The sequence below is a fragment of the Shewanella sp. SR44-3 genome (genome assembly GCF_014163735.1).
Taxonomy (GTDB): domain Bacteria; phylum Pseudomonadota; class Gammaproteobacteria; order Enterobacterales; family Shewanellaceae; genus Shewanella.
In genome coordinates this window covers 1-19,552 of the sequence record NZ_JACJDV010000041.1, presented here as the reverse complement: position 1 = coordinate 19,552, position 19,552 = coordinate 1, and the positions used below count along the sequence as shown (strand labels likewise).

Sequence of the window (19,552 nt, the reverse complement as noted above, 5' to 3'; positions counted from 1 at the left end):
GAAATATGACTGAACAAGTTTGGATCCTCGACGATGACAGCTCAATACGTTGGGTATTAGAAAAAGCCTTACACAGTGCCAAGCTCAGCACCGCAAGCTTTGCAGCGGCTGAATCCTTATGGCAAGCCTTAGACGTGGCTCAGCCACAGGTGATTATTTCCGACATTCGCATGCCAGGCACTGATGGGTTAACGCTACTTGATCGCTTGCAACTGCATTATCCGCATATTCCGGTGATCATCATGACCGCCCATTCGGATCTCGACAGTGCTGTCAGCGCCTACAAAGCGGGGGCATTTGAGTATCTGCCCAAGCCTTTTGATATTGATGAGGCCATTGCACTTGCAGAGCGCGCCCTCGCCCACAGCAAGGAGCAAACCAGCGCCCCCATCCCAGAAAGCCAAGTCAAAAGCCCTGAGATAATCGGTGAAGCGCCAGCGATGCAGGAAGTGTTTCGTGCCATTGGCCGCCTATCTCGCTCCTCCATCAGCGTGTTGATTAATGGTCAATCAGGCACGGGTAAGGAATTGGTGGCTGGCGCGCTGCACAAACACAGCCCCCGTAAAGACAAGCCATTTATTGCCCTCAATATGGCGGCAATCCCTAAAGATTTGATTGAATCTGAATTATTTGGTCACGAGAAGGGCGCCTTTACTGGCGCTTCGTCTGTACGCCAAGGCCGCTTCGAGCAAGCCAATGGCGGCACGCTGTTTTTAGATGAAATCGGCGATATGCCTCAAGAAGTGCAAACCCGATTATTACGGGTGCTGGCCGATGGCCAGTTTTATCGTGTGGGAGGCCATAATGTAGTGAAAGTAGACGTGCGCATCATAGCCGCCACCCATCAAAATTTAGAGCAAGCGGTCGAGCAAGGGCAATTTCGCGAGGATTTATTTCACCGCCTCAATGTTATCCGCATTCATCTGCCGCCCTTGTCCCAGCGCCGCGAAGATATTGCTCAGTTAGCGAAACATTTTCTTGCCAGCGCCGCCAAAGAAATGGGCGTCGAAGCCAAAGTGCTTGCCAAAGAAACCGCTATTAAGTTAGCCCAATTGCCATGGCCGGGGAATGTTAGGCAATTGGAAAACACCTGCCGCTGGCTTACCGTCATGGCATCAGGTCAAGAAGTCTTACCTCAAGATTTACCGCCAGAACTGATAAAAACCGTGGCCAATGTGAGCCAAGTTCATGAAAGTGCCGATTGGCAGAGTGCGTTAATTTTATGGCTTGAAACTCAATTAGCCGCAGGCGAAACAGGCTTGTTAGCTGAGATACAACCTGAATTTGAGCGCATCTTGCTGACCACGGCACTCAAACACACCTCGGGACATAAACAAGATGCGGCAAAGCATTTAGGTTGGGGGCGAAATACCTTAACTCGAAAGCTTAAAGACCTCGCCCTTTAGTATTTTTATACTGGGTCTTGATGAATGATGACCTCGGCATCATCGAAGGCCGCTCGTATTCTTAAGTCAGTCTCAGCGGCTATGCTGTGGGCCGCCTTAAGACTCAATTGACCATCCAGCTCTAGATGCAGCTGAATAAAGGTAGTTTTACCTGCCTGACGAGTGCGTAAATCATGAACTCCACGTACCCTCTCATCCGCTTGAGCCAACTGAATGATGTTAAGTCGAGTATCTAAGTCGAGCTCTCGGTCTAGCAAGGCTTGTACTGAGGTATAAGCCAATCCCAAAGCTTGAGCGCCAATAAACAAGGCTATCGCTATCGCGAATACACTATCTGCCCACCACCAGCCATACTGCGCCAGCACTAACGCCAGTATCACAGAGGCATTGAGCAGTAAATCTGATTTGTAATGTAAGGAATCTGCCGCCACCAAACTGCTTTGTGTCTGTGCTAAAGCACGCTTTTGCAGCATAACTAGCGCAAACGTCAGCACTATGGCGATAATCGAGACAATAATGCCCAGATCCGTGTGCGCCATGATGACAGGGTTAATTAATCGCTCAGCGCCGTAAAATAACAGCAAAAAAGCCGAACCCAAGATAAATGCAGCTTGCGCTAAGCTCGCTAAAGGCTCGGCTTTACCGTGACCATACCTATGTTCTTTATCCGCAGGGGCTATGGCATAGCGAATGGCAATAAAATTAACCACAGATGCCAATGCATCGGCAACTGAATCGGTTAAGGAGGCGAGCATGCTGGCAGAGCCTGAATAGAGCCAAGCAGCCAGCTTGATGGCGATTAAGGTAAAGGCCACCGCAACCGCAGCACGGCTGGCAAGCTTTACCCAAAAATCATAATTAGCAGTGGTTTTCGCTGAGTTTGGTGTCATAGTCGGCATAGAATATTACTTGGCCTTATTGAAGGTCATTACACTATGCCTAACTATAACGTGCTTTTAGCATTAACGGTGACTACGCTTAGCCGCCATTTTTGTAAATTGTGCACTAAACTGCGCTTTTTGCTCTTCATTAAGTAGCTGATAGATTTCATTTTGCAGCTTAAGTTTATTCACCATAGCCGCTTGATGCTTCTGCTGCTGTTCAAATACTAGGTTTTGCGCTGCATTTTCATCAAAGCTGCCTTGAGTAATAAGACTTAATACTTGGGTTCTGTGGGCTTCACGTTCTTCTTTAGTTGGACGTTCACCGCGCTGAGATTTGTATTTCTCCATCACAAGTTTCACTTCATCTTTTTGGCTGTCACTCAAATCTAACTTGCGTAACATCTTGAACATGCCGCCTTTGTGACCTCTGTGATGTTCACCAGCGCCTCTATGATGTTCACTTTTTTGCCCTGCAGAACGGTATTCACCTTGGCTTGTTGCTGCACCTTCAAGCTCAGTCGTTGTCGCTTGAACTTGGCTGACTAACAAAGCTGAACCCGCCAACAATGCCAATAAACTCGCCTTCGCGGCAAATCGATTATTTTTTACTAGGGTGTTTTTTGTGTTCATAGTCATTACCTTCATTTAACTTGCATGCCTAATTGGCTTACTTGGTTTGGCTCACTGCTTACAACTGCAATATACATCTGTCTTAACGCTGTGAGAGTAAAGCCAGTATAAAGATGGCAAGGTCAATGAGGGTATGGCTTAGGTAAAGCAGTGTAAAGATCTGTATTAAAGTGCTAACTCTAGCCGTTACTCCTTTCAAGACAAATGTCATCCCGGTTTAGGACAAATGTAAAACTGTGCAATCTTGCTATTCATTACCGCCAAGGCAAGCTAAAGTGATCAATTATGGCAATCACAGGCACAGGTAACAGATGAATCGCATTTTATTAATTGATGATGATCATGGGCTTTCTGAATTATTAGCTCAATTACTTGAGCTAGAAGGATTTGCCTTAACTCAGGCCTATGATGGTCAACAAGGTCTGGATAAAGCGCTAAAGCAGGAGTTTGATTTAATTCTGCTGGATGTCATGCTACCCAAAATGAATGGCTTTAATTTGCTTAAGACGTTAAGGCAACACAAGCAGACGCCAGTACTGATGCTCACCGCCAGAGGGGATGAAATAGACAGAGTCGTTGGCCTTGAAATCGGCGCTGATGACTATTTACCTAAACCCTTTAACGACAGAGAACTGGTTGCCAGAATGCGCGCTATTCTTCGCCGAGCCCAGAAACCCACTAATGATATGAGCGATCAACTTGTGTGTGGGGATATCAATCTTGATCCTGCCCGCCAAGAAGTCAGCTGTAAAGATCAGCTCATTTTACTTACTGGCACCGAGTTTTCCTTACTTTATACCCTAATCAAACAAGCCGGTGAATTGGTCAGTAAAGAGGTCTTAAGTGAAACCGTGTTACATAAAAAACTTATGCCCTTCGATAGAAGTTTAGATATGCATTTGTCAAACCTGCGTAAAAAATTCCCCGAACGCACCGATGGTCGTCCAAGGGTTAAAACCATTCGCGGCCAAGGCTATATTTGGATCCCATAATGACAAAACTGCGTCTTCCCAGTAATTTATTCATCAAGCTACTGCTTGGCTTCTGGCTATGCAGCTCTGTTATTATCGCCTTCATTTCATTGCTACCGCTATTGCAGCAAAATCATGATAGAGCAACGCTTTCGGGACCATTAGAACAATTACTGGTTCGCGCCAGTGAGCGCATTCAAGCCCATCCGCAAATATTACGCCTTGGGTTTCCTAACAGAACTCGTGGATTTGATGACCATAACCAAAGAGACCAGCACTCAATGGGCCACGCTTCACGAGAGAGCTCCGGTCAACGCAATGGTCTACCAGAAAGAGCTAACTTCTATATTATCAATGCCGAAGGCCAAGTGCTGCACACCCGCCACCCAACCCGGGCGCTACGTAAATTTATCCTCATGGTTGAGGAAGCCGATCAAGCCATCAGCCAACAATTCAAACGTGAACTATTTTTCGGTCCTTATGAATTTACTGTTAATGGCGAGTCTTATCAAATTATCGGTAGATTACCAGCAAGCAAGCCTAGGCCCTGGTTTTTCTTCTTCGCCGACAACAAACTGCTTACCGCCGCCATCGCCATTTTGCTGTCAGGTCTACTATCAGCGCTACTGGCCTGGTATTTAGGCAAGCCGCTGCGCTCCCTGAAACACAGCGCTAATGCACTCGCTAAAGGGGATTTATCCAGTCGCGTGGCTGACAATATAACCCAAAGGCAAGATGAAATGGGTCAGCTTGCCAGCACCTTTAATACTATGGCCGATGCAGTGCAAAACATGGTAAACAATCAACAGAGGTTAATGGGAGATATCTCCCATGAACTTCGCACCCCACTGACGCGGTTACAGTTAGCCTTAGCCTTAGCCCGCAAAAAGGGCCAGCAAAGTGAAGAATTAGAGCGCATAAGTTATGAAGCTCTGCAATTAGAAGCTCTTATAAGCGAGCTGCTAACTTTGTCGCGGGTGAGTTTAATCAGTCATGAAAACAAGGTATTGGTTGGCTTAGCGGAATCATTAAGCCAAGTGCTAGATGATGCGGAATTTGAAGCAGAGCAACAAGGGAAAAGCTTACAGATTGATATCCCCGAAGCCCTGCAGTTAATGCACTATCCCAAGGCGTTAACTCGCGCCATAGAAAACTTACTGCGTAACGCCATCCGCTACGCCAGCGCCAAAATAGACATAGCCGCCATCCAACAAGGAACTCAGCTCATCATCACCATCAAAGATGATGGCCAAGGTGTACCGGAAACTGAGCTTGAAGCCATATTCAAACCCTTCTATCGCCCCGATAGCGCCCGCGACCGACAAAGTGGCGGCTGGGGCCTAGGCCTTGCCATCACTCAAGCCGCAATAAGCCTACATCAAGGCAGCATCATTGCCGAAAACCTCAGCGCAATCAGTGATAAACAGCACGGCCTACTGCTCACTATTAAATTACCCGTCGGCGAGTACAAGACGAATTAATGGCCAAGCGCCTAAACAGCAACAGGCACAGATCCCCGAGTATCTGTGCCTGTTAACTGTCTCTTTTATTCACTTTTAATGGCTTTTACTTCCAAGCGAACTTTTTAAATGCATCGTCTATGGGCGTTTTGGCGATGTGATTAACGTAGTTACTCATCACCTTTTGCGATAACCCCAAAATAATCTCTAGCAATTGTCTTTGCTCATAGCCTGCGCCATAGAAGGCGTTTAGCGTGTCTGATGAAATTTGACCACGTTCACGAACCATTTCTAAGGTCGTATCTTGCAGTGCCTGCAACTTGGCATTGGGCATCGGCTGCTTATTTCGCAATGCTTCAATTAAGGCGTTATCCACCTTCATTGAGTGGGCAATACCTGTGTGAGCTGGCACGCAGTAGTGACACTCATGCTCAACGTTAATGCTTTGCCATACCACAGTAAGTTCATCGGCATTAAAAGAAGAGTTAGCAAATAGCTCATGCAGCACTTGATAACCTTCAAGCAGCCCTGGAGCTTCAGCCATGACAGCATGTAAGTTAGGCACCATGCCATAGGCGGCTAATGATTTAGCCAATAATGGCTCGCTGGCGGCTGGTGCAGTTTCTAAGCTGTGAATTGTAAACTGGCGCATAGTGAGACTCCGATGATTTTAGGTTAAAGGTTGCTTGCTTGAGATTAATGTAGCTCAATAAGAACGATCGTTCAACAACAAGTTGAACAATCGTTCAGAATAAAATATGAGTAAAAACCCTCTCATCACACTAGATCTCATCACGATAAGTACAACTCCACTTCAAATTGAACAAGATAATGACATTTGTCACCTCAATCTCATGACCTTTGTGCCTGATGCCACTGCGGCAATATGGAGATACTAATACCACTCCAGATAACCTCGCTTATCTGGCCAGCACTGCGGCGATGTCGCCGCCTTCAATTGCACTTGTTGCACAAACGGAGCTTGATATGAACACTAAAAAATTATTGAACACATCTCTTAGAAGCAAAAACAAAAGTCTTAACAATATTGGCCTAAGCAGCAGACAAACCAAACCCTTACACCGCCTCGTGGCAGCAATAAGCCTTGCTGGCTGCGCTTTAGTCAGCCCTTTTAGCCTAGCGCAATCATCAGCCAGTATCGAAGCCATAGATAGCGCCGCCAATACCATGAATGTGGCAAGCTTGAAGCAGCTAAGCCAAGGTTTTGAAGCTAGTTATGCCAGTGCCTATGCTAATTACCGCCTCGCCATTACGGCCAATATCATGGGTCAAAGAAATACTGCGATGCAAGCCCTTGAGTTATCACAAAGCCAGTTAGAACAGATACTAACTACAGAGGAGCGCCCCGAACCATTAGCTTTATTAGCCAGTGTTTACGGCATGCAAATCGCCTTTGACAGCAGTAAAGCTGCCACCCTTGGATTTAAAATAGCTAAACTGTTAAGCCAAGCTCGCGCCTTAGAAGCTGATAATCCACGGGTCAACTTAGTGGCCGCTATCAGCGCCTTTAATACCCCAAGTTTATTTGGTGGTGGCATGGATAAAGCCATTAGCTTAAGCTCACAAGCGATTGAATATTATGCAATACCCTGTGATGATATTTGCTGGGGACACGCCGAAGCCTACACTTGGCGCGGACTGGCTAAGCAAGAACTAGGTGACATTGCTGGCGCCATCGCAGATTGGCAGCAGGCGCTAGTGGTAGATACCCAGTATGGCTGGGCTAAGTTTCTGCTGTCACAGCAATCACAACATAAGCAATCTCAAGATGTACACAGCGCTGCAATCTCAAAATAATCAATCTCAAAATATAAAGTGCAGCACATTAGACCTGCTAGATCACTGCTGCCTGCGAGTCATTGCAGGCCAGCAGTTTCCTGTAAGCTGAGCCGCGACCACTTTACAGCTCATAGTGAGTTAATCCAGCGTTAATCGCGCTAAAAGCGAATCTAATAAAAATACAGTTTTATTAAAATAATCAGTATATTGTAGCTAGGTGATTGTCTAATAAGTCATACTGTTTTTGGAGTCAAAATGTCAAAGTCTATCCCAGAAGTTCAGCCTATAGCGCTTAGTACTCGCGAAAGTAAATCTGCATCTGTGGTGCCGGGCTCTGCAACGGCTGAGATGCATAACACTAATGATGAGCCTTCTTGTCAAAATGCGGCTGAAAATCAGGAGAAAAAGTACGCCTGGGTGTATCTAATCAACTTAGTTTTTTACTTTATTCCTTTGTACTTTATGCCCCTTGAGCCAATCAAACTCAGCTTGGTGCTCGCCGCATTAGTGCCTTTTATTGGGTGTTATTTCTGGGCTTATAACAGCACCAGCCAAAAAGCGATTTACCCTATTGTGGCGATGATTATATTAGCCTGCTTAGTGACGCCCTTGAGCTCGGGCTCGTTATCTTTTTTTAGCTTCTGCGGGTTTTTTATTGGGTTTTTCTATTCGTTAAAGCGGGCATTTGCAGGTTTTATCGCGATCAGCATTATCTTGCTAGGGCTCAACATTATCGTGGGCTTTGAGCACCATATGTTTGTGCTATACGGCATGTTAATCGTCTTTGCGGTAGGCGTATTTGGCGTGATGGAGCGCAGACGTCAGCAGTTAAAACGTCAACAGCAGCAATCTCGCGATGAAATCCACTCCCTCGCTACTATGTTAGAGCGCGAGCGCATCGCCCGAGATTTGCACGATATTATGGGCCACAGCTTAAGCTCTATTGCCCTTAAGGCCGAACTTGCGGACAAGCTCGTGGCTGCCAATCAATTAGATTTAGCCCGTCAGCAACTGCAAGAGCTTTGCCTTATTGCAAGGGAAAGCCTAACTCAAGTGCGCGATACTGTTTCAAGTTATAAACACAAAGGCTTAGACTCCAGCTTATCGCCCTTGCTGCAATCTTTAAGAGATAAAGGCATAACCGTTCAACTTGAAGGGGATATCCCAAAGCTTGACACCAATACCGAAGGTCAGCTGATCCTTATTCTGACTGAGTGGGTCAGCAACATGCTTAAACACAGCCAAGCACAGCATTGCTGCATTCACTTTAGCCAACAGGGCACAGAGCTTGAGATCATCATGGAAGATGATGCCAAGGCGCTGCCGTTAAACGAAGGTAATGGCATTAAAGGGATCCGTGAGCGAGTTAACGCCCTCGGCGGGACATTTAGCTACCAAACTCAAGCGCATTACCGCTTTTGTGTCAGGCTGCCACTGACCGATGCTGCGAATGATCAGTACAGTAAATAAACCGCACGGTAAATAACTAGCTCAGTAAATGACTAACACGATTAATGAAGTGGGATGCACAACAATGAAAATACTTCTGGCAGAAGATCAAGCCATGGTGCGTGGGGCGCTAGTTGCCTTACTCAGTTTAGGCGGATTCAGTGACATCACTCAGGCCGAGGATGGTCAGCAGGCTTTAGCGTTACTAAAACAGCACACACTGACCCCCAAGCCTTTTGATTTATTACTCACCGACATAGAAATGCCCGGCCGCACCGGCCTTGAACTGGCGCTATGGCTGCGGGAAAACCAAGCCGAGCTCAACAACAATATTCGCACTAAAGTGATAGTGCTGACCACTTTTGGCCGCGCGGGTTACATCAAGCGTGCCCTTGAAGCTGGCGTAAATGGTTTTTTACTCAAAGATGCCCCGTCCGACAACCTTATTCACGCCATCAAGCAAGTCATGGCAGGCAAACCTGTCATCGCCCCTGAACTTGCGGTGCTGGCTATTGGTGATATCGACCCGTTAAATGACAAAGAGCGCCGTGCCCTGCGCCTTGCCAGCGAAGGCAAATCCACTGCCGAAATCGCGGCAAATCTATTCATCGCCGAAGGCACAGTGCGCAACTATTTGTCAGAAGCTATCGCTAAACTTAATGGCGCTAATAGAATTGATGCCGCCCGCATCGCCCGCCAAAAAGGCTGGCTCTGATGCCAACCCGATTAAGCCAGTTGAGCATTAAACTATGGTGGATGAGTAAAACTGGCCGCCATTTTTTGAGGCGAAGGGTTAGGTTAACGCATTTTTGTTCCGTTACTCTTATCTGATAAAATCTCGGTATTGATAAGGGCTAGCATTACCCCAAACAATACCCGTGTAATTACAGTTCACTTTATTCAATTAGAATAATTTTCAATTGGGATTGTTGGTCGCATAGTGGAGTATAAGTTTGCTAGGTCGACCTAATTATGCAAAATGCACTTTTCATTGAAATGTGCGCCCTTGCGTAGCTTTCCAGCTTCGAATATTTCGAATATTGACATTGTTTCGAATATTTCGGATAATGTAGCAGTATACGGACTTGTATAGTCTGAAATCAGAATCTAGAGAGAAATATGATGAATACTGATACAAAATTGCCAAGCGCTGAAGAAATTGCACTGGCTAGACTTGGTAGTCAAGAGTTGTCAGCCGTTATGGAAACTAATGGTGAAGCTCAAAGGATTAATGTTGTCGATAAGTCAGGTAAGACTCACGAAGTGACTATTCCATCAAGTGCATTAAACATGATGATCGAAGTGCTTACTCAATTGGGGCAGGGTAACTCTGTTAGCATTACCCCTATTCATGCAGAGCTCACAACGCAAGAAGGTGCTGACATGTTAAGTATGTCTAGGCCCACATTTATTAAGCTTCTTGATTCTAAAGAAATTCCGTTTAGTCGCACTGGTAACCGCCGGAAGGTGGCCTATGTTGATATCATGGAGTACAAGAACCGTTTAGAGCAGAATAGACTAGCTACTCTTGCTGAACTATCCGCATTAGACCAAGAAATGGATATGGGATATTAATGACATCATACACGGTAATTTTGGACGCATGTGTTATGTATCCAGCCCCACTTCGCAGTTACCTAATGTATTTATCCAACACTGGGTTATTCAGAGCGCGATGGACAGAAAAAATACATGATGAATGGATTCGAAATCTCCTCAAGAACAACCCAGATACTGATCCAGTAAGACTTGAAAGAACCAAACAGTTAATGAACGCCAATGTACCTGACTGCTTGGTTGAAAGTTATGAGCCATTGATTGATGGGTTAACCTTACCAGACGTAGATGATAGGCATGTTGTTGCTGCGGCTATTAAAGGACAAGCGGAGTCTATCATCACGTTCAATCTAAAAGATTTCCCTTTAAACGAGCTTGAACCGCTAGGTCTGTCTGCAATACATCCAGACGAGTTCTTATGTGACATGTTTGAACTAGATAGCAGCTCTTGTGTTAAGGCCGCCCAGCAACAAAGAGGCTCGTTGAAAAGGCCACCAATGAGTCAAGATGAGTTTTTAGCTTGCTTGCAAAGACAGAAACTTCCAAGTTTCGTCTCAAAGTTAAAAAGCTTTAAGCTAATGATTTAATTTTTCGGAATAGAAGTGGCAGTTTAAGGCTATCAAGCTACCGCCCACAAATGGCTCAGGGCCTTTGCTCATTTATGTCCAAAAAAGAGCTAGGATCGATTACATAATTTAACGGTGGCACCTATTGTTAAATTCTGGGAGTTGTCTTTTGAGTCAACAGATTACTCACAAAAAACTTAGCTAAAATCTTAGCTAAAATCTTAGCTGAACTCTTAGCTAAACTCTTAGCTAACTAATCAGATTAAAACTCAGATCAAAAACCAGTCAAAACAATCCAATATTGCCATCGCCAGAGACTCTGTTAATATATGTATAAATTTACAGTGTTTTGGTACTAACGACTTGAAGCAACTGGATATCACCCCTGTCACAGAACTCAAAGGCGTCGCTAAAAAGATGGCCGAGAGACTGGCTAAGCTTGGCATACAAACAGTGCAAGACTTACTGTTTCATCTGCCGCTGCGCTACGAAGACAGGACTCAAGTTTACCCTATTGCAAGTTTGCCACCGGGCAGCTACGGCACCATAGAAGCCCATATACACTCGAGTCAAATACTCCAAGGCCGCAGACGCATGCTAGTGTGCCAGGTGCGTGATAATACCGGTAGCCTCACCCTCAAGTTTTTTAATTTCACCATGGCCCAGCGCAATAGCATGCAAAATGGCGCCATTATCCGTGCCTATGGTGAAATTCGTCGCGGTAGCCATCAAGCCGAAATCGTCCATCCCGATTATAAGATTATTGGGACCGACGAAAGCTTTACTCCCAGTGAGACCTTGTCGCCAATTTACCCCACCACAGAAGGCTTAAAGCAAGCTAGCTGGATAAAACTCACCGAGCAAGCACTGATCATGCTGGCTCAAGGGGGCTTAGTTGAGCGCCTGCCCGAACAACTTAGGCCCAACAATTTAAGCCTGCCTCAAGCATTGCAAATTTTGCATCGCCCGCCAAACCATGTCAGTCAAGAGGCGTTAGAACACGGCCAGCATCCGGCTCAGCAAAGGTTAATTCAAGAAGAGTTATTGGCCCACAACTTAAGCATGTTAAAGCTGCGTCAGCGCAGCAACCAAGATAACGCTATGCCTATGGCAGCGTCCGGCAGATTATTGAATCCTTTTCTCGCCAGCCTGCCGTACTCTCCAACCGGGGCGCAGCAAAGAGTTGGCGTGGATATCAGCACAGATCTTGAAAAGCCGATGCCGATGATGCGCCTTGTGCAAGGGGATGTGGGCTCAGGTAAGACTTTAGTTGCGGCGCTTGCGGCGCTGCAAGCCATAGAAAATGGCTATCAGGTGGCCATGATGGCACCGACAGAATTATTGGCAGAGCAGCATTATGTTAATTTCAGCGCTTGGTTTGAGCCTTTAGGCATCAAGGTGGGTTGGCTTGCGGGTAAGCTTAAGGGTAAGGCACGGACCCAATCTCTTGAAGATATCGCCTCAGGCGCGGCGCAAATGGTTATCGGCACCCACGCGCTATTTCAACAAAATGTACTGTTTGATAAGTTGGCGCTGATCATCATTGACGAGCAGCACAGATTTGGCGTGCATCAACGATTAGAATTACGCGAGAAAGGCGCGGCTCAAGGGTTTCATCCTCATCAATTGATCATGACCGCCACTCCAATACCGCGCACTTTAGCCATGACGGCCTATGCTGACCTTGATACCTCAGTCATCGATGAATTGCCGCCAGGGCGCACCCCAGTTACCACGGTAGCGATTCCCGATACCCGCCGCGAGCAGGTTATCGCAAGGGTGCAGCAAGCGGCTAAAACCGATAAGCGTCAAACCTACTGGGTGTGCACCTTAATTGATGAATCTGAAGTATTAGAATGCCAAGCGGCTGAAGACACCGCCGCCGAACTCGCCATCGCCCTGCCAGAACTTAAAATTGGCTTAGTGCACGGGCGAATGAAAAGTGCGGATAAACAAGCGGTAATGGCACAATTTAAGTCGGGAGAGCTGGATTTATTGGTAGCAACAACCGTTATTGAAGTCGGGGTCGATGTGCCCAACGCCAGCCTAATGGTGATAGAGAACCCTGAACGCTTAGGGCTGGCGCAATTACACCAACTCCGCGGCCGTGTGGGTCGCGGCGCTATCGCCAGTCACTGCGTATTACTCTATAAGGCGCCACTATCGCACACTGCCACTAAGCGTCTTGGGGTATTAAGAGACAGCAACGACGGCTTTGTCATCGCCCAAAAAGATTTAGAAATTCGTGGCCCAGGAGAAGTCCTCGGCACTCGGCAAACCGGATTGGCAGAACTTAAAATTGCCGATTTAGTGCGAGATCAGTATCTTATCCCTCATATACAAAAACTCGCGGTACACATGATGCAACAAGCTCCCGAACAGGTGGATGCCATTATCACTCGCTGGCTCGGGCAACGGCAGCAATACGTACAAGCCTAAGTCGTAGGCACAAATATATATTGAACAAAGCACTGTAACTACTGGACAAAGCCACTGAATTTTGCAGAATGGTACATACCAGTCGTATTAATTATTTGCGCTACGTAAGATGCTCAGACAGTTCAGATAATTAATCTGGTTGGTATTTTGTGAAAAATTTTAAGGCTCCACAATCGCGCAACCCTGTTACGAACCGTTTTTTAGCCAAGGAATTCACATGCAAGTAAATCAAGAAGACAGAATTAGCCCAACAACGGCCAAACCTTCCTCAGGAAGTGCCGTCCCAGTTATCGCTATTGCTGTAATTGCCATATTAGCCATAGGTGGCTATTTCTATATCAGCAGTGATAGCGAAGAAATGCCTGAGCAACTAATCGGCCAAGTAGAGCTACCCGAAAGCATTCCAGCGACCCCCATTGAGCAAGACCCTATCGAGGAGCAGAGCCAGCTTGATGATATGGGTAATTCATTACCGTTAACCGCAACGACTGCTGAACCACAAGGTGAGCAAGGTGATTCAGCCAACACAAGCACCACAGCCGTTGACGCCAAGCCCGTTGAACCATTACCAGCCCTAGCTGAGAGTGATGATTTTCTTGAGAAAAAAGCCTTATCAATTGCCAATGGCATGAAAATAGAGCCACTTATCTTGAAAAAAGACATGGCGCGTCAATTTGTGGTATTTATCGATAACTTAGCCCAGGGCGAGCTTATCCGTAAGGCCAGCCCGCTAAAAGGTCCTAATCGCAATTTCAGCGTGAGTGAAATCACCAACAAGATATTTATCAACCCAGACAGCTTTCACCGATACGATATTTACGCCAATTTTATCGCCGGCCTTAATGAAAATGAGCTGCTAAGCACTTACAAAGAGCTGACGCCATTGTTTAAAGAAGCCTTCGCAGAGCTGGGTTACAGCAATATGGATTTCAATGAAAGAATGCAGCAAGCCATGAAGATGGTACTCGATGCGCCTATCATAGAAGACCCTATCGAACTTACGTCAGTAACTGTGAACTATCATTTTGCCGAACATCATCTGGAAGCATTACCCAACGCACAAAAGTTTTTGTTACGTATGGGCCCAGAAAACACCCGCAAAGTAAAAAACGCGGTGAAGAAACTGCAGAATTTATTGGATAACCAATAAGCTATTAAGATCTCACCGTACCCATTCGAGGTACTGTGATAAACAACAACGCTTGCTCTAAGAGCAAGCGTTTTTTATGCCTGTTGTTAAGCTATGCGACAGCACTATTGGGCTAAGCCATGCAGTTAAGCCACTAAGCTAGGCTATGCAGTCAAACTATCCAGTGCGGCTTTGGCGTTCATAAGGCCCTGCGCGGTGGCATCGGGGCCCATATTTAATGCTTCAGCGTAAACAAACTCCACTTCGGTGATGCCGATAAACCCTAATACTGTCTTAAGGTATGGCACGATATGGTCACTGCCGCCTTCTTTATGCATCCCACCGCGCGTGGTCACCACGATGGCACGCTTGCCTTCGAGTAACCCTTTAGCGCCGGATTCTGTGTAGGTAAACGTAATGCCGGCTCGGGCAATAAAATCAATCCAATTTTTAAGCTGCGTTGGAATAGAAAAGTTATACATGGGGGCGGCAATCACTAAGGTATCGTGGCTCTTAAGCTCAGCAATTAACTCATCAGAGAGCGCTAACGCCTGCTGTTGACGGTCTGATAAATTGTCACCACCACGCATTCCAGTAGCAATTTCACCATCAAGAACCGGCACAGGAGAGGCTGCCAGATCTCTCAGCGTCATTTGCGCGCCTTGCTGTTGCCAGTGGCCCATCAAATGGCTGATTAATGCCGATGACTGTGAATAATCACCTAAAATGCTCGATTTTAACACTAGAACTTTCGCCATTGTCTTGCTCCACTATTTCATTTAAGGAAGGTCAACTTATGCTGGTCGACCGATGAAATGAGTATATTGGTCTAATAAAAAGAATAAAATCGCAATTATTAAGGGATTGTATTCGATTAAATAGAACCTTTTGAGCATTGTCATAATCACAAGGCAAAAAATGCCTTTAGGGAATGTCCCTAAAGGCGAATAGAAAGAATAAGAAACTCAATGATGGTCGTGTTTAGCCGCTTTTGCTGGCATTGTGGCCTTACGCACTAGGGCTGTGATGTTAATTTCTTCACCGTTATCAAAAACCAATGTCAGTGGTAATTTATTGCCTTCAGCGGGTACACCTTGGGTCAGCCCGGTTATCATGGCATGCAGGCCCATCGGCGCAAGTTTCACTTGTTGCTTGGCTTGTACCGCAATCTGCCCCACAGGTTGCATGCGCATCATGTCATTTTCCATTACTGTTTTATGTAACTCTACCGCACCAAAATCACTGCTAATTTTTATTAGCGAGACTTTTTTATCACTATGATTATGCAAGGTAAGGTAAACAGGAAGCACTCTCGCTGTTGGCGGCATGGCTCGTGACCATGCATCCACTGCCATCATATCTGCCGCCAAAGCTTGGCTACTTAAAGCAGCTAAAGCCAGTCCAGCTGACAATAACAAGCCTATAAATGATGCTGTTTTTTTCATTTTTATATCCTTAATAAATGAGTAACCTAAGGGTTAATTGTTGATAATTTGCCAACTGATGCTGCTGTTTTGCTGCGATTAGAGCAAGCTAATCACTTGTTGTTTCATTTCTTCTATCGATGTCCCAGCATAGAAAAAACCCCGCACTCGATTCTGAGTGTCCATCACAAAAATCTTGGCACTGTGGGAGTAGAGGTATCCTTTTTGCTCTTGCTGCGCATCGTCTAACGACAACTTCTTGTATTCTGTGGTGACCTTGTCATTGGCAAGTTTGATGTAGTCAGCATGAAATAATTTCGCCACATGATCAATTTTTTCCCGTTCATCCACCAGCCCAATAAAGCTTGGGTCAAAATAGGCTAAGTACTTATTTAAATGCTTAGGAGTGTCATAATCGCTGTCAATACTGATAAATAACACTTGGACCTTTGCGCGCTGTTCTGGAGTGAGCTTATTCATCATCTGACTGATATGAGCCATGGTCGTAGGACAAATATCGGCGCAATTGGTGTAGCCAAAAAATAACATCACCACCTTGTCTTTAAAGTCAGACAAACTGACTTCGCCGCCCTTACTACTCTTTAAACTAAACTCCCCACCTATGCCTTTTAAGATCGGCATCTGCGCCAACGCCAAACTACTGCCAAACAGCGCCAACACTATATACAGCTGCACTACAGCTAACATATTCATTACTTTTTTTAGCGTCTGCTTCATCTTATCAACTCCCTTGTACGGCTATCACTGTCACTGCCTAGGTTAACGATAAACCTCATTAATCTAACAGCGGATCTCTGCACCTAAATCGGTTTTTGGTGCCAAGTATTGCTCTTGATAAAACTGTATTTGGACTTTGCCTTGCTCAACAGTTAAGCGGATCACCACCCCAATATTGGCCATTTCGGTTTCACCTTGGGCATTGAGGGCGCTCCATTGATATTCAAATTCAACTTGGTAAGCCTTAGCTCCAACGGTATTTTGAGCGGCTTCAATGTCCGAGATTTCTGTTGCTACCAAGGGATTAATTTGCAGGTTTTTCATTGCTCTGCGGCTCTGAGTTAACCCAAGCCCTGCCAAATACGCTTGATAATCTGCGATGGTAGCGATTTGCGCCTCAGCCAAGCTGATCTTGGCATTCTGAGCTAGCCACACACTTAAGTTATCAGTTTCAGGCTCATCTAAGCCTTGAGCCCAGCGATATAAAAAGCCGCGAATTAAATTGCTGTCACTGCTGGGCATAAAGCGTGACTCAAAGTCATCTTGCTCAATGGATTCAGTTTCAACGCGCTGCAAGCTAAGGTTAAAATCGCCGCTGCGTTGATCAAAACTCAGTAATTGCTGCAAGTAATACCCCACCACTTTTTCACGGTGGATCTCTTGGGGGTAAAACTCTAAGGTGACCCTAACTTGGGTGATAAATGGAGTGTTTTCTGGTAATGGTGTAATGTCGAGAATATGGTGCGCCCCTGGTTGCCATTGCCCTTGGGACTGTCCTTGTGGTTGGCCTTGAGAATACTCTTGTAAATCGACCTTGGCACTGGGATATTTTTCACGCCACATTTGGCTGGCGTCGAGGTCGCCATACCATTGATAAACTTGCGCGTTAACTAAGTAATCCTTAATCAACTCGGTCGAATAAACACTTTGACTCACACAAGCCAGAACTAACAAGATCATCACTCGTAACATGGTTAATTCCTCAGCTTCTGTGGTTTATACCTGTATATACGCCTGCCGATAGATGGCTCAAGGCAGTGGCCTTGAGCCATACCCAGTAGGACTTAAGCCTTAATCGGCGATGGCTTGCTGACCTGAGTCATCAAATCATCATTCCATTCGCCTTCAACCTTAATGTGCGCCGCTGCGCCCTTCATAATGGCTTCAATCAGGTTGTGGTTCACATAGGCGTATAAACCAGGCTGTAGGAAGGTATATAAAGCCGCCCCCGCACAACCGCCGGCAATGTGCCAAGTCTCTAAATCACGGGCTGGACGGTCGCTAAATGAACCTGTATTCCACACATAATCGCCGTGGCCGCCGATGATGTGTGGACGCGTATCACGATTAGCTTGAGAGTGAATAAATAGCACCGTCTCACCCAGCTTGGCTGTCATGGAGTTTTTGCCTGTTAATGCCCCCACGGCACCATTAAATACCACATGTGAAGGTGTTAAGGTCTTCATTACTTCTAAAGTGTCATTCATGCTGCCCATAATATTGTCATAGGCTTTGTATTTACCTTGATCATCTTTAGCGATATAAAAATCTTGCTCACCAATGTAATAGGCTTTGTCATAGGGCAAGCTGTTACCGTCGCCATCAGTCAAGCCTTCACGGGGAAGTACCATGATGGCGCCATTCATGCCCATCACCACATGCCATGGGATCATCACCCCGCCTGGAGCGCAGTGATACACGAAGGTGCCCACTTTGGTGGCTTTAAATCTGAAGGTGACTTCCTCACCAGGAGAAACTAAGGTTAATTCACCGCCACCCAATGCGCCTGTAGCTGAGTGTAAATCTATGTTGTGAGCCAGCATGTTGGTCTTAGGGTTAACCAGCGTCAATTCAACATAATCATGCTGATGACAAACAATCAGCGGTCCTGGCACGCTGCCATTAAAAGCGCAAACCCAAGCTTTAGTGCCGTTTTCTAATTCGACTTGTTTCTCTTCTACTTCAAGGCGAACCTCAATAACTTTTGGCTTACCTTTCGCCACTTGATCATGCACAGGCACCATAGGCGGAGCCACAAGTACTTGCTTTACACGCTCAAGCTGATCTGCGGTGTAATTTGCCATACGATCAACTTTTTTGCCGCTTGCCGCTTGGGCCGACGATGATACTAATCCTGCTGCAATACCTGCGCCCACTAAACCTGCGCCAATTGAACCGCTGATAAAGTTACGGCGCTGCTCGTTCACCTGTGTTTGAGTTGTAGAAGTCTTCTTTTCCATGTCTAGCTCCGTTTTATATGGGGTTTTCTGTCTTTTTCTGCAGAAAATCATTGAGTAAGGGCATCACAACTCAAAGCATACAATGATAATTCGAATCATAATTGACTTAGATCAAGTCGTTATAATCGAAATAACTAAAGCTTGAAGGGGCTAACAATAAGGCTATAAATGTGATCTAGCGCAGACTGAAAAAGATAAAATTTACTTTTTGAACAATGACTTAAATATATCTCCCAGAATGCCAGACAATCATGCTTTTATACCCATTCAATTGAAAGACTGAGACTAATGAGCTTTGGCCTAGGGGGTGATATAATCTGTGCTCATTAATTTAAGGTGACTGACATGTTCCATATCGCGCTCTATGAGCCAGAAATTGCCCCCAACACAGGCAACATTATTCGATTATGTGCCAACAATGGATCACACCTGCATTTAATTGAGCCATTAGGATTTGATTTAGAAGAGAAAAAGCTTCGTCGTGCCGGCTTAGATTATGCCGACTTAGCCAATGTGACTCGCCATAAAAACTATGCCGACTTTCTTGGCGCTATGGCAGGAAAACGCATTATGGTGTGTACCACCAAAGGCAGCCGTCCTCATACTGAACTTGAGTTCGCCAAAGACGATGTCTTATTATTCGGCCCAGAAACTCGTGGTTTACCTATGGACATCATTAATGCTGCGCCATTAGAGCAGCGTTTGCGGATCCCCATGATGAGCAGCAGTCGTAGCCTAAACTTGTCTAACTCTGTGGCTATCATCAGCTATGAAGCTTGGCGTCAACTGGGTTTTGAAGGCGCCTAGGTGTAAGTGGTTAGTGGTTAGTAGTTAGTGGTTAGTGGTTAGTGGTTAGTGG

At 45.8% G+C, this 19,552-nt stretch carries 19 protein-coding genes; 11 read left to right on the top strand and 8 right to left on the bottom strand.

The features are described 5' to 3' along the window. The first annotated feature begins 5 nt into the window (after positions 1-5). Entirely contained in the window at positions 6-1,406 is a 1,401-nt protein-coding gene (glnG, locus tag H5073_RS15420; protein ID WP_182680455.1) for a nitrogen regulation protein NR(I), read from the top strand. A gap of 5 nt (positions 1,407-1,411) precedes the next feature. Here glnG and H5073_RS15415 read toward each other — a convergent pair whose 3' ends face one another. Further along, on the bottom strand, positions 1,412-2,305 hold the full coding sequence (locus H5073_RS15415) for a cation diffusion facilitator family transporter (protein WP_182680454.1): 894 nt from the start codon (positions 2,303-2,305) through the stop codon (positions 1,412-1,414). Between the two features lie 63 nt (positions 2,306-2,368). Continuing rightward, positions 2,369-2,920, bottom strand: a complete 552-nt coding sequence (locus tag H5073_RS15410; protein WP_182680453.1) for a Spy/CpxP family protein refolding chaperone — start codon at positions 2,918-2,920, stop codon at positions 2,369-2,371. A 311-nt stretch (positions 2,921-3,231) separates the two neighbouring features. Between H5073_RS15410 and H5073_RS15405 the strand changes: the two genes are divergently transcribed. Beyond that, positions 3,232-3,912 (top strand): response regulator, encoded by a 681-nt coding sequence (locus H5073_RS15405; protein ID WP_182680452.1) that lies wholly within the window; start codon positions 3,232-3,234, stop codon positions 3,910-3,912. Further along, complete coding sequence (locus H5073_RS15400) at positions 3,912-5,372, top strand: ATP-binding protein (RefSeq protein ID WP_182680451.1); 1,461 nt, start codon at positions 3,912-3,914, stop codon at positions 5,370-5,372. Before H5073_RS15405 ends, H5073_RS15400 begins: the two co-directional genes overlap by 1 nt. A gap of 85 nt (positions 5,373-5,457) precedes the next feature. Here the strand turns inward: H5073_RS15400 and H5073_RS15395 are convergent, their stop codons facing one another. Further along, on the bottom strand, positions 5,458-6,003 hold the full coding sequence (locus H5073_RS15395) for a carboxymuconolactone decarboxylase family protein (protein ID WP_182680450.1): 546 nt from the start codon (positions 6,001-6,003) through the stop codon (positions 5,458-5,460). A 335-nt stretch (positions 6,004-6,338) separates the two neighbouring features. Here H5073_RS15395 and H5073_RS15390 point away from each other — a divergent pair, with 335 nt between their 5' ends. From H5073_RS15390 to H5073_RS15360, 7 genes are all read left to right on the top strand, one after another. Then, positions 6,339-7,169, top strand: coding sequence for a M48 family metallopeptidase (locus H5073_RS15390; RefSeq protein WP_220488084.1), 831 nt, complete (start codon positions 6,339-6,341; stop codon positions 7,167-7,169). Between the two features lie 330 nt (positions 7,170-7,499). After that, positions 7,500-8,621, top strand: a complete 1,122-nt coding sequence (locus tag H5073_RS15385) for a sensor histidine kinase (RefSeq protein WP_182680465.1) — start codon at positions 7,500-7,502, stop codon at positions 8,619-8,621. A gap of 64 nt (positions 8,622-8,685) precedes the next feature. Continuing rightward, the gene (locus H5073_RS15380; RefSeq protein WP_182680449.1) at positions 8,686-9,315 is read left to right on the top strand and encodes a DNA-binding response regulator; all 630 of its coding nucleotides are present in this window, start codon (positions 8,686-8,688) and stop codon (positions 9,313-9,315) included. A gap of 407 nt (positions 9,316-9,722) precedes the next feature. Further along, entirely contained in the window at positions 9,723-10,175 is a 453-nt protein-coding gene (locus H5073_RS15375; protein WP_182680448.1) for a helix-turn-helix domain-containing protein, read from the top strand. Positions 10,176-10,240: 65 nt separating this feature from the next. Beyond that, complete coding sequence (locus H5073_RS15370; protein ID WP_404948405.1) at positions 10,241-10,744, top strand: PIN domain-containing protein; 504 nt, start codon at positions 10,241-10,243, stop codon at positions 10,742-10,744. Positions 10,745-11,086: 342 nt separating this feature from the next. After that, positions 11,087-13,162 carry an ATP-dependent DNA helicase RecG gene (recG, locus tag H5073_RS15365; RefSeq protein WP_182680446.1) on the top strand — a complete coding sequence of 692 codons (2,076 nt, stop codon included), beginning with the start codon at positions 11,087-11,089 and terminating at the stop codon, positions 13,160-13,162. A gap of 217 nt (positions 13,163-13,379) precedes the next feature. Further along, entirely contained in the window at positions 13,380-14,312 is a 933-nt protein-coding gene (locus H5073_RS15360) for a DUF3014 domain-containing protein (RefSeq protein ID WP_182680445.1), read from the top strand. 143 nt (positions 14,313-14,455) lie between these two features. Here the strand turns inward: H5073_RS15360 and H5073_RS15355 are convergent, their stop codons facing one another. The 5 genes from H5073_RS15355 to nirK form a co-directional block, all read right to left on the bottom strand. Further along, a complete protein-coding gene (locus H5073_RS15355; RefSeq protein WP_182680444.1) occupies positions 14,456-15,049 on the bottom strand; it encodes an FMN-dependent NADH-azoreductase in 594 nt (197 codons plus the stop codon). A gap of 207 nt (positions 15,050-15,256) precedes the next feature. Next, positions 15,257-15,736 (bottom strand): copper chaperone PCu(A)C, encoded by a 480-nt coding sequence (locus H5073_RS15350; RefSeq protein WP_182680443.1) that lies wholly within the window; start codon positions 15,734-15,736, stop codon positions 15,257-15,259. A gap of 78 nt (positions 15,737-15,814) precedes the next feature. Next, positions 15,815-16,453, bottom strand: a complete 639-nt coding sequence (locus H5073_RS15345) for an SCO family protein (protein ID WP_182680442.1) — start codon at positions 16,451-16,453, stop codon at positions 15,815-15,817. A 63-nt stretch (positions 16,454-16,516) separates the two neighbouring features. Further along, the gene (locus H5073_RS15340) at positions 16,517-17,425 is read right to left on the bottom strand and encodes a hypothetical protein (protein WP_182680441.1); all 909 of its coding nucleotides are present in this window, start codon (positions 17,423-17,425) and stop codon (positions 16,517-16,519) included. A gap of 92 nt (positions 17,426-17,517) precedes the next feature. Next, positions 17,518-18,693, bottom strand: coding sequence for a copper-containing nitrite reductase (gene nirK, locus H5073_RS15335; RefSeq protein ID WP_182680440.1), 1,176 nt, complete (start codon positions 18,691-18,693; stop codon positions 17,518-17,520). Positions 18,694-19,038: 345 nt separating this feature from the next. On the opposite strand from nirK, the gene trmL reads away from it, so the two are divergent. After that, on the top strand, positions 19,039-19,500 hold the full coding sequence (trmL, locus tag H5073_RS15330) for a tRNA (uridine(34)/cytosine(34)/5-carboxymethylaminomethyluridine(34)-2'-O)-methyltransferase TrmL (RefSeq protein WP_182680439.1): 462 nt from the start codon (positions 19,039-19,041) through the stop codon (positions 19,498-19,500). Positions 19,501-19,552 lie beyond the last annotated feature (52 nt).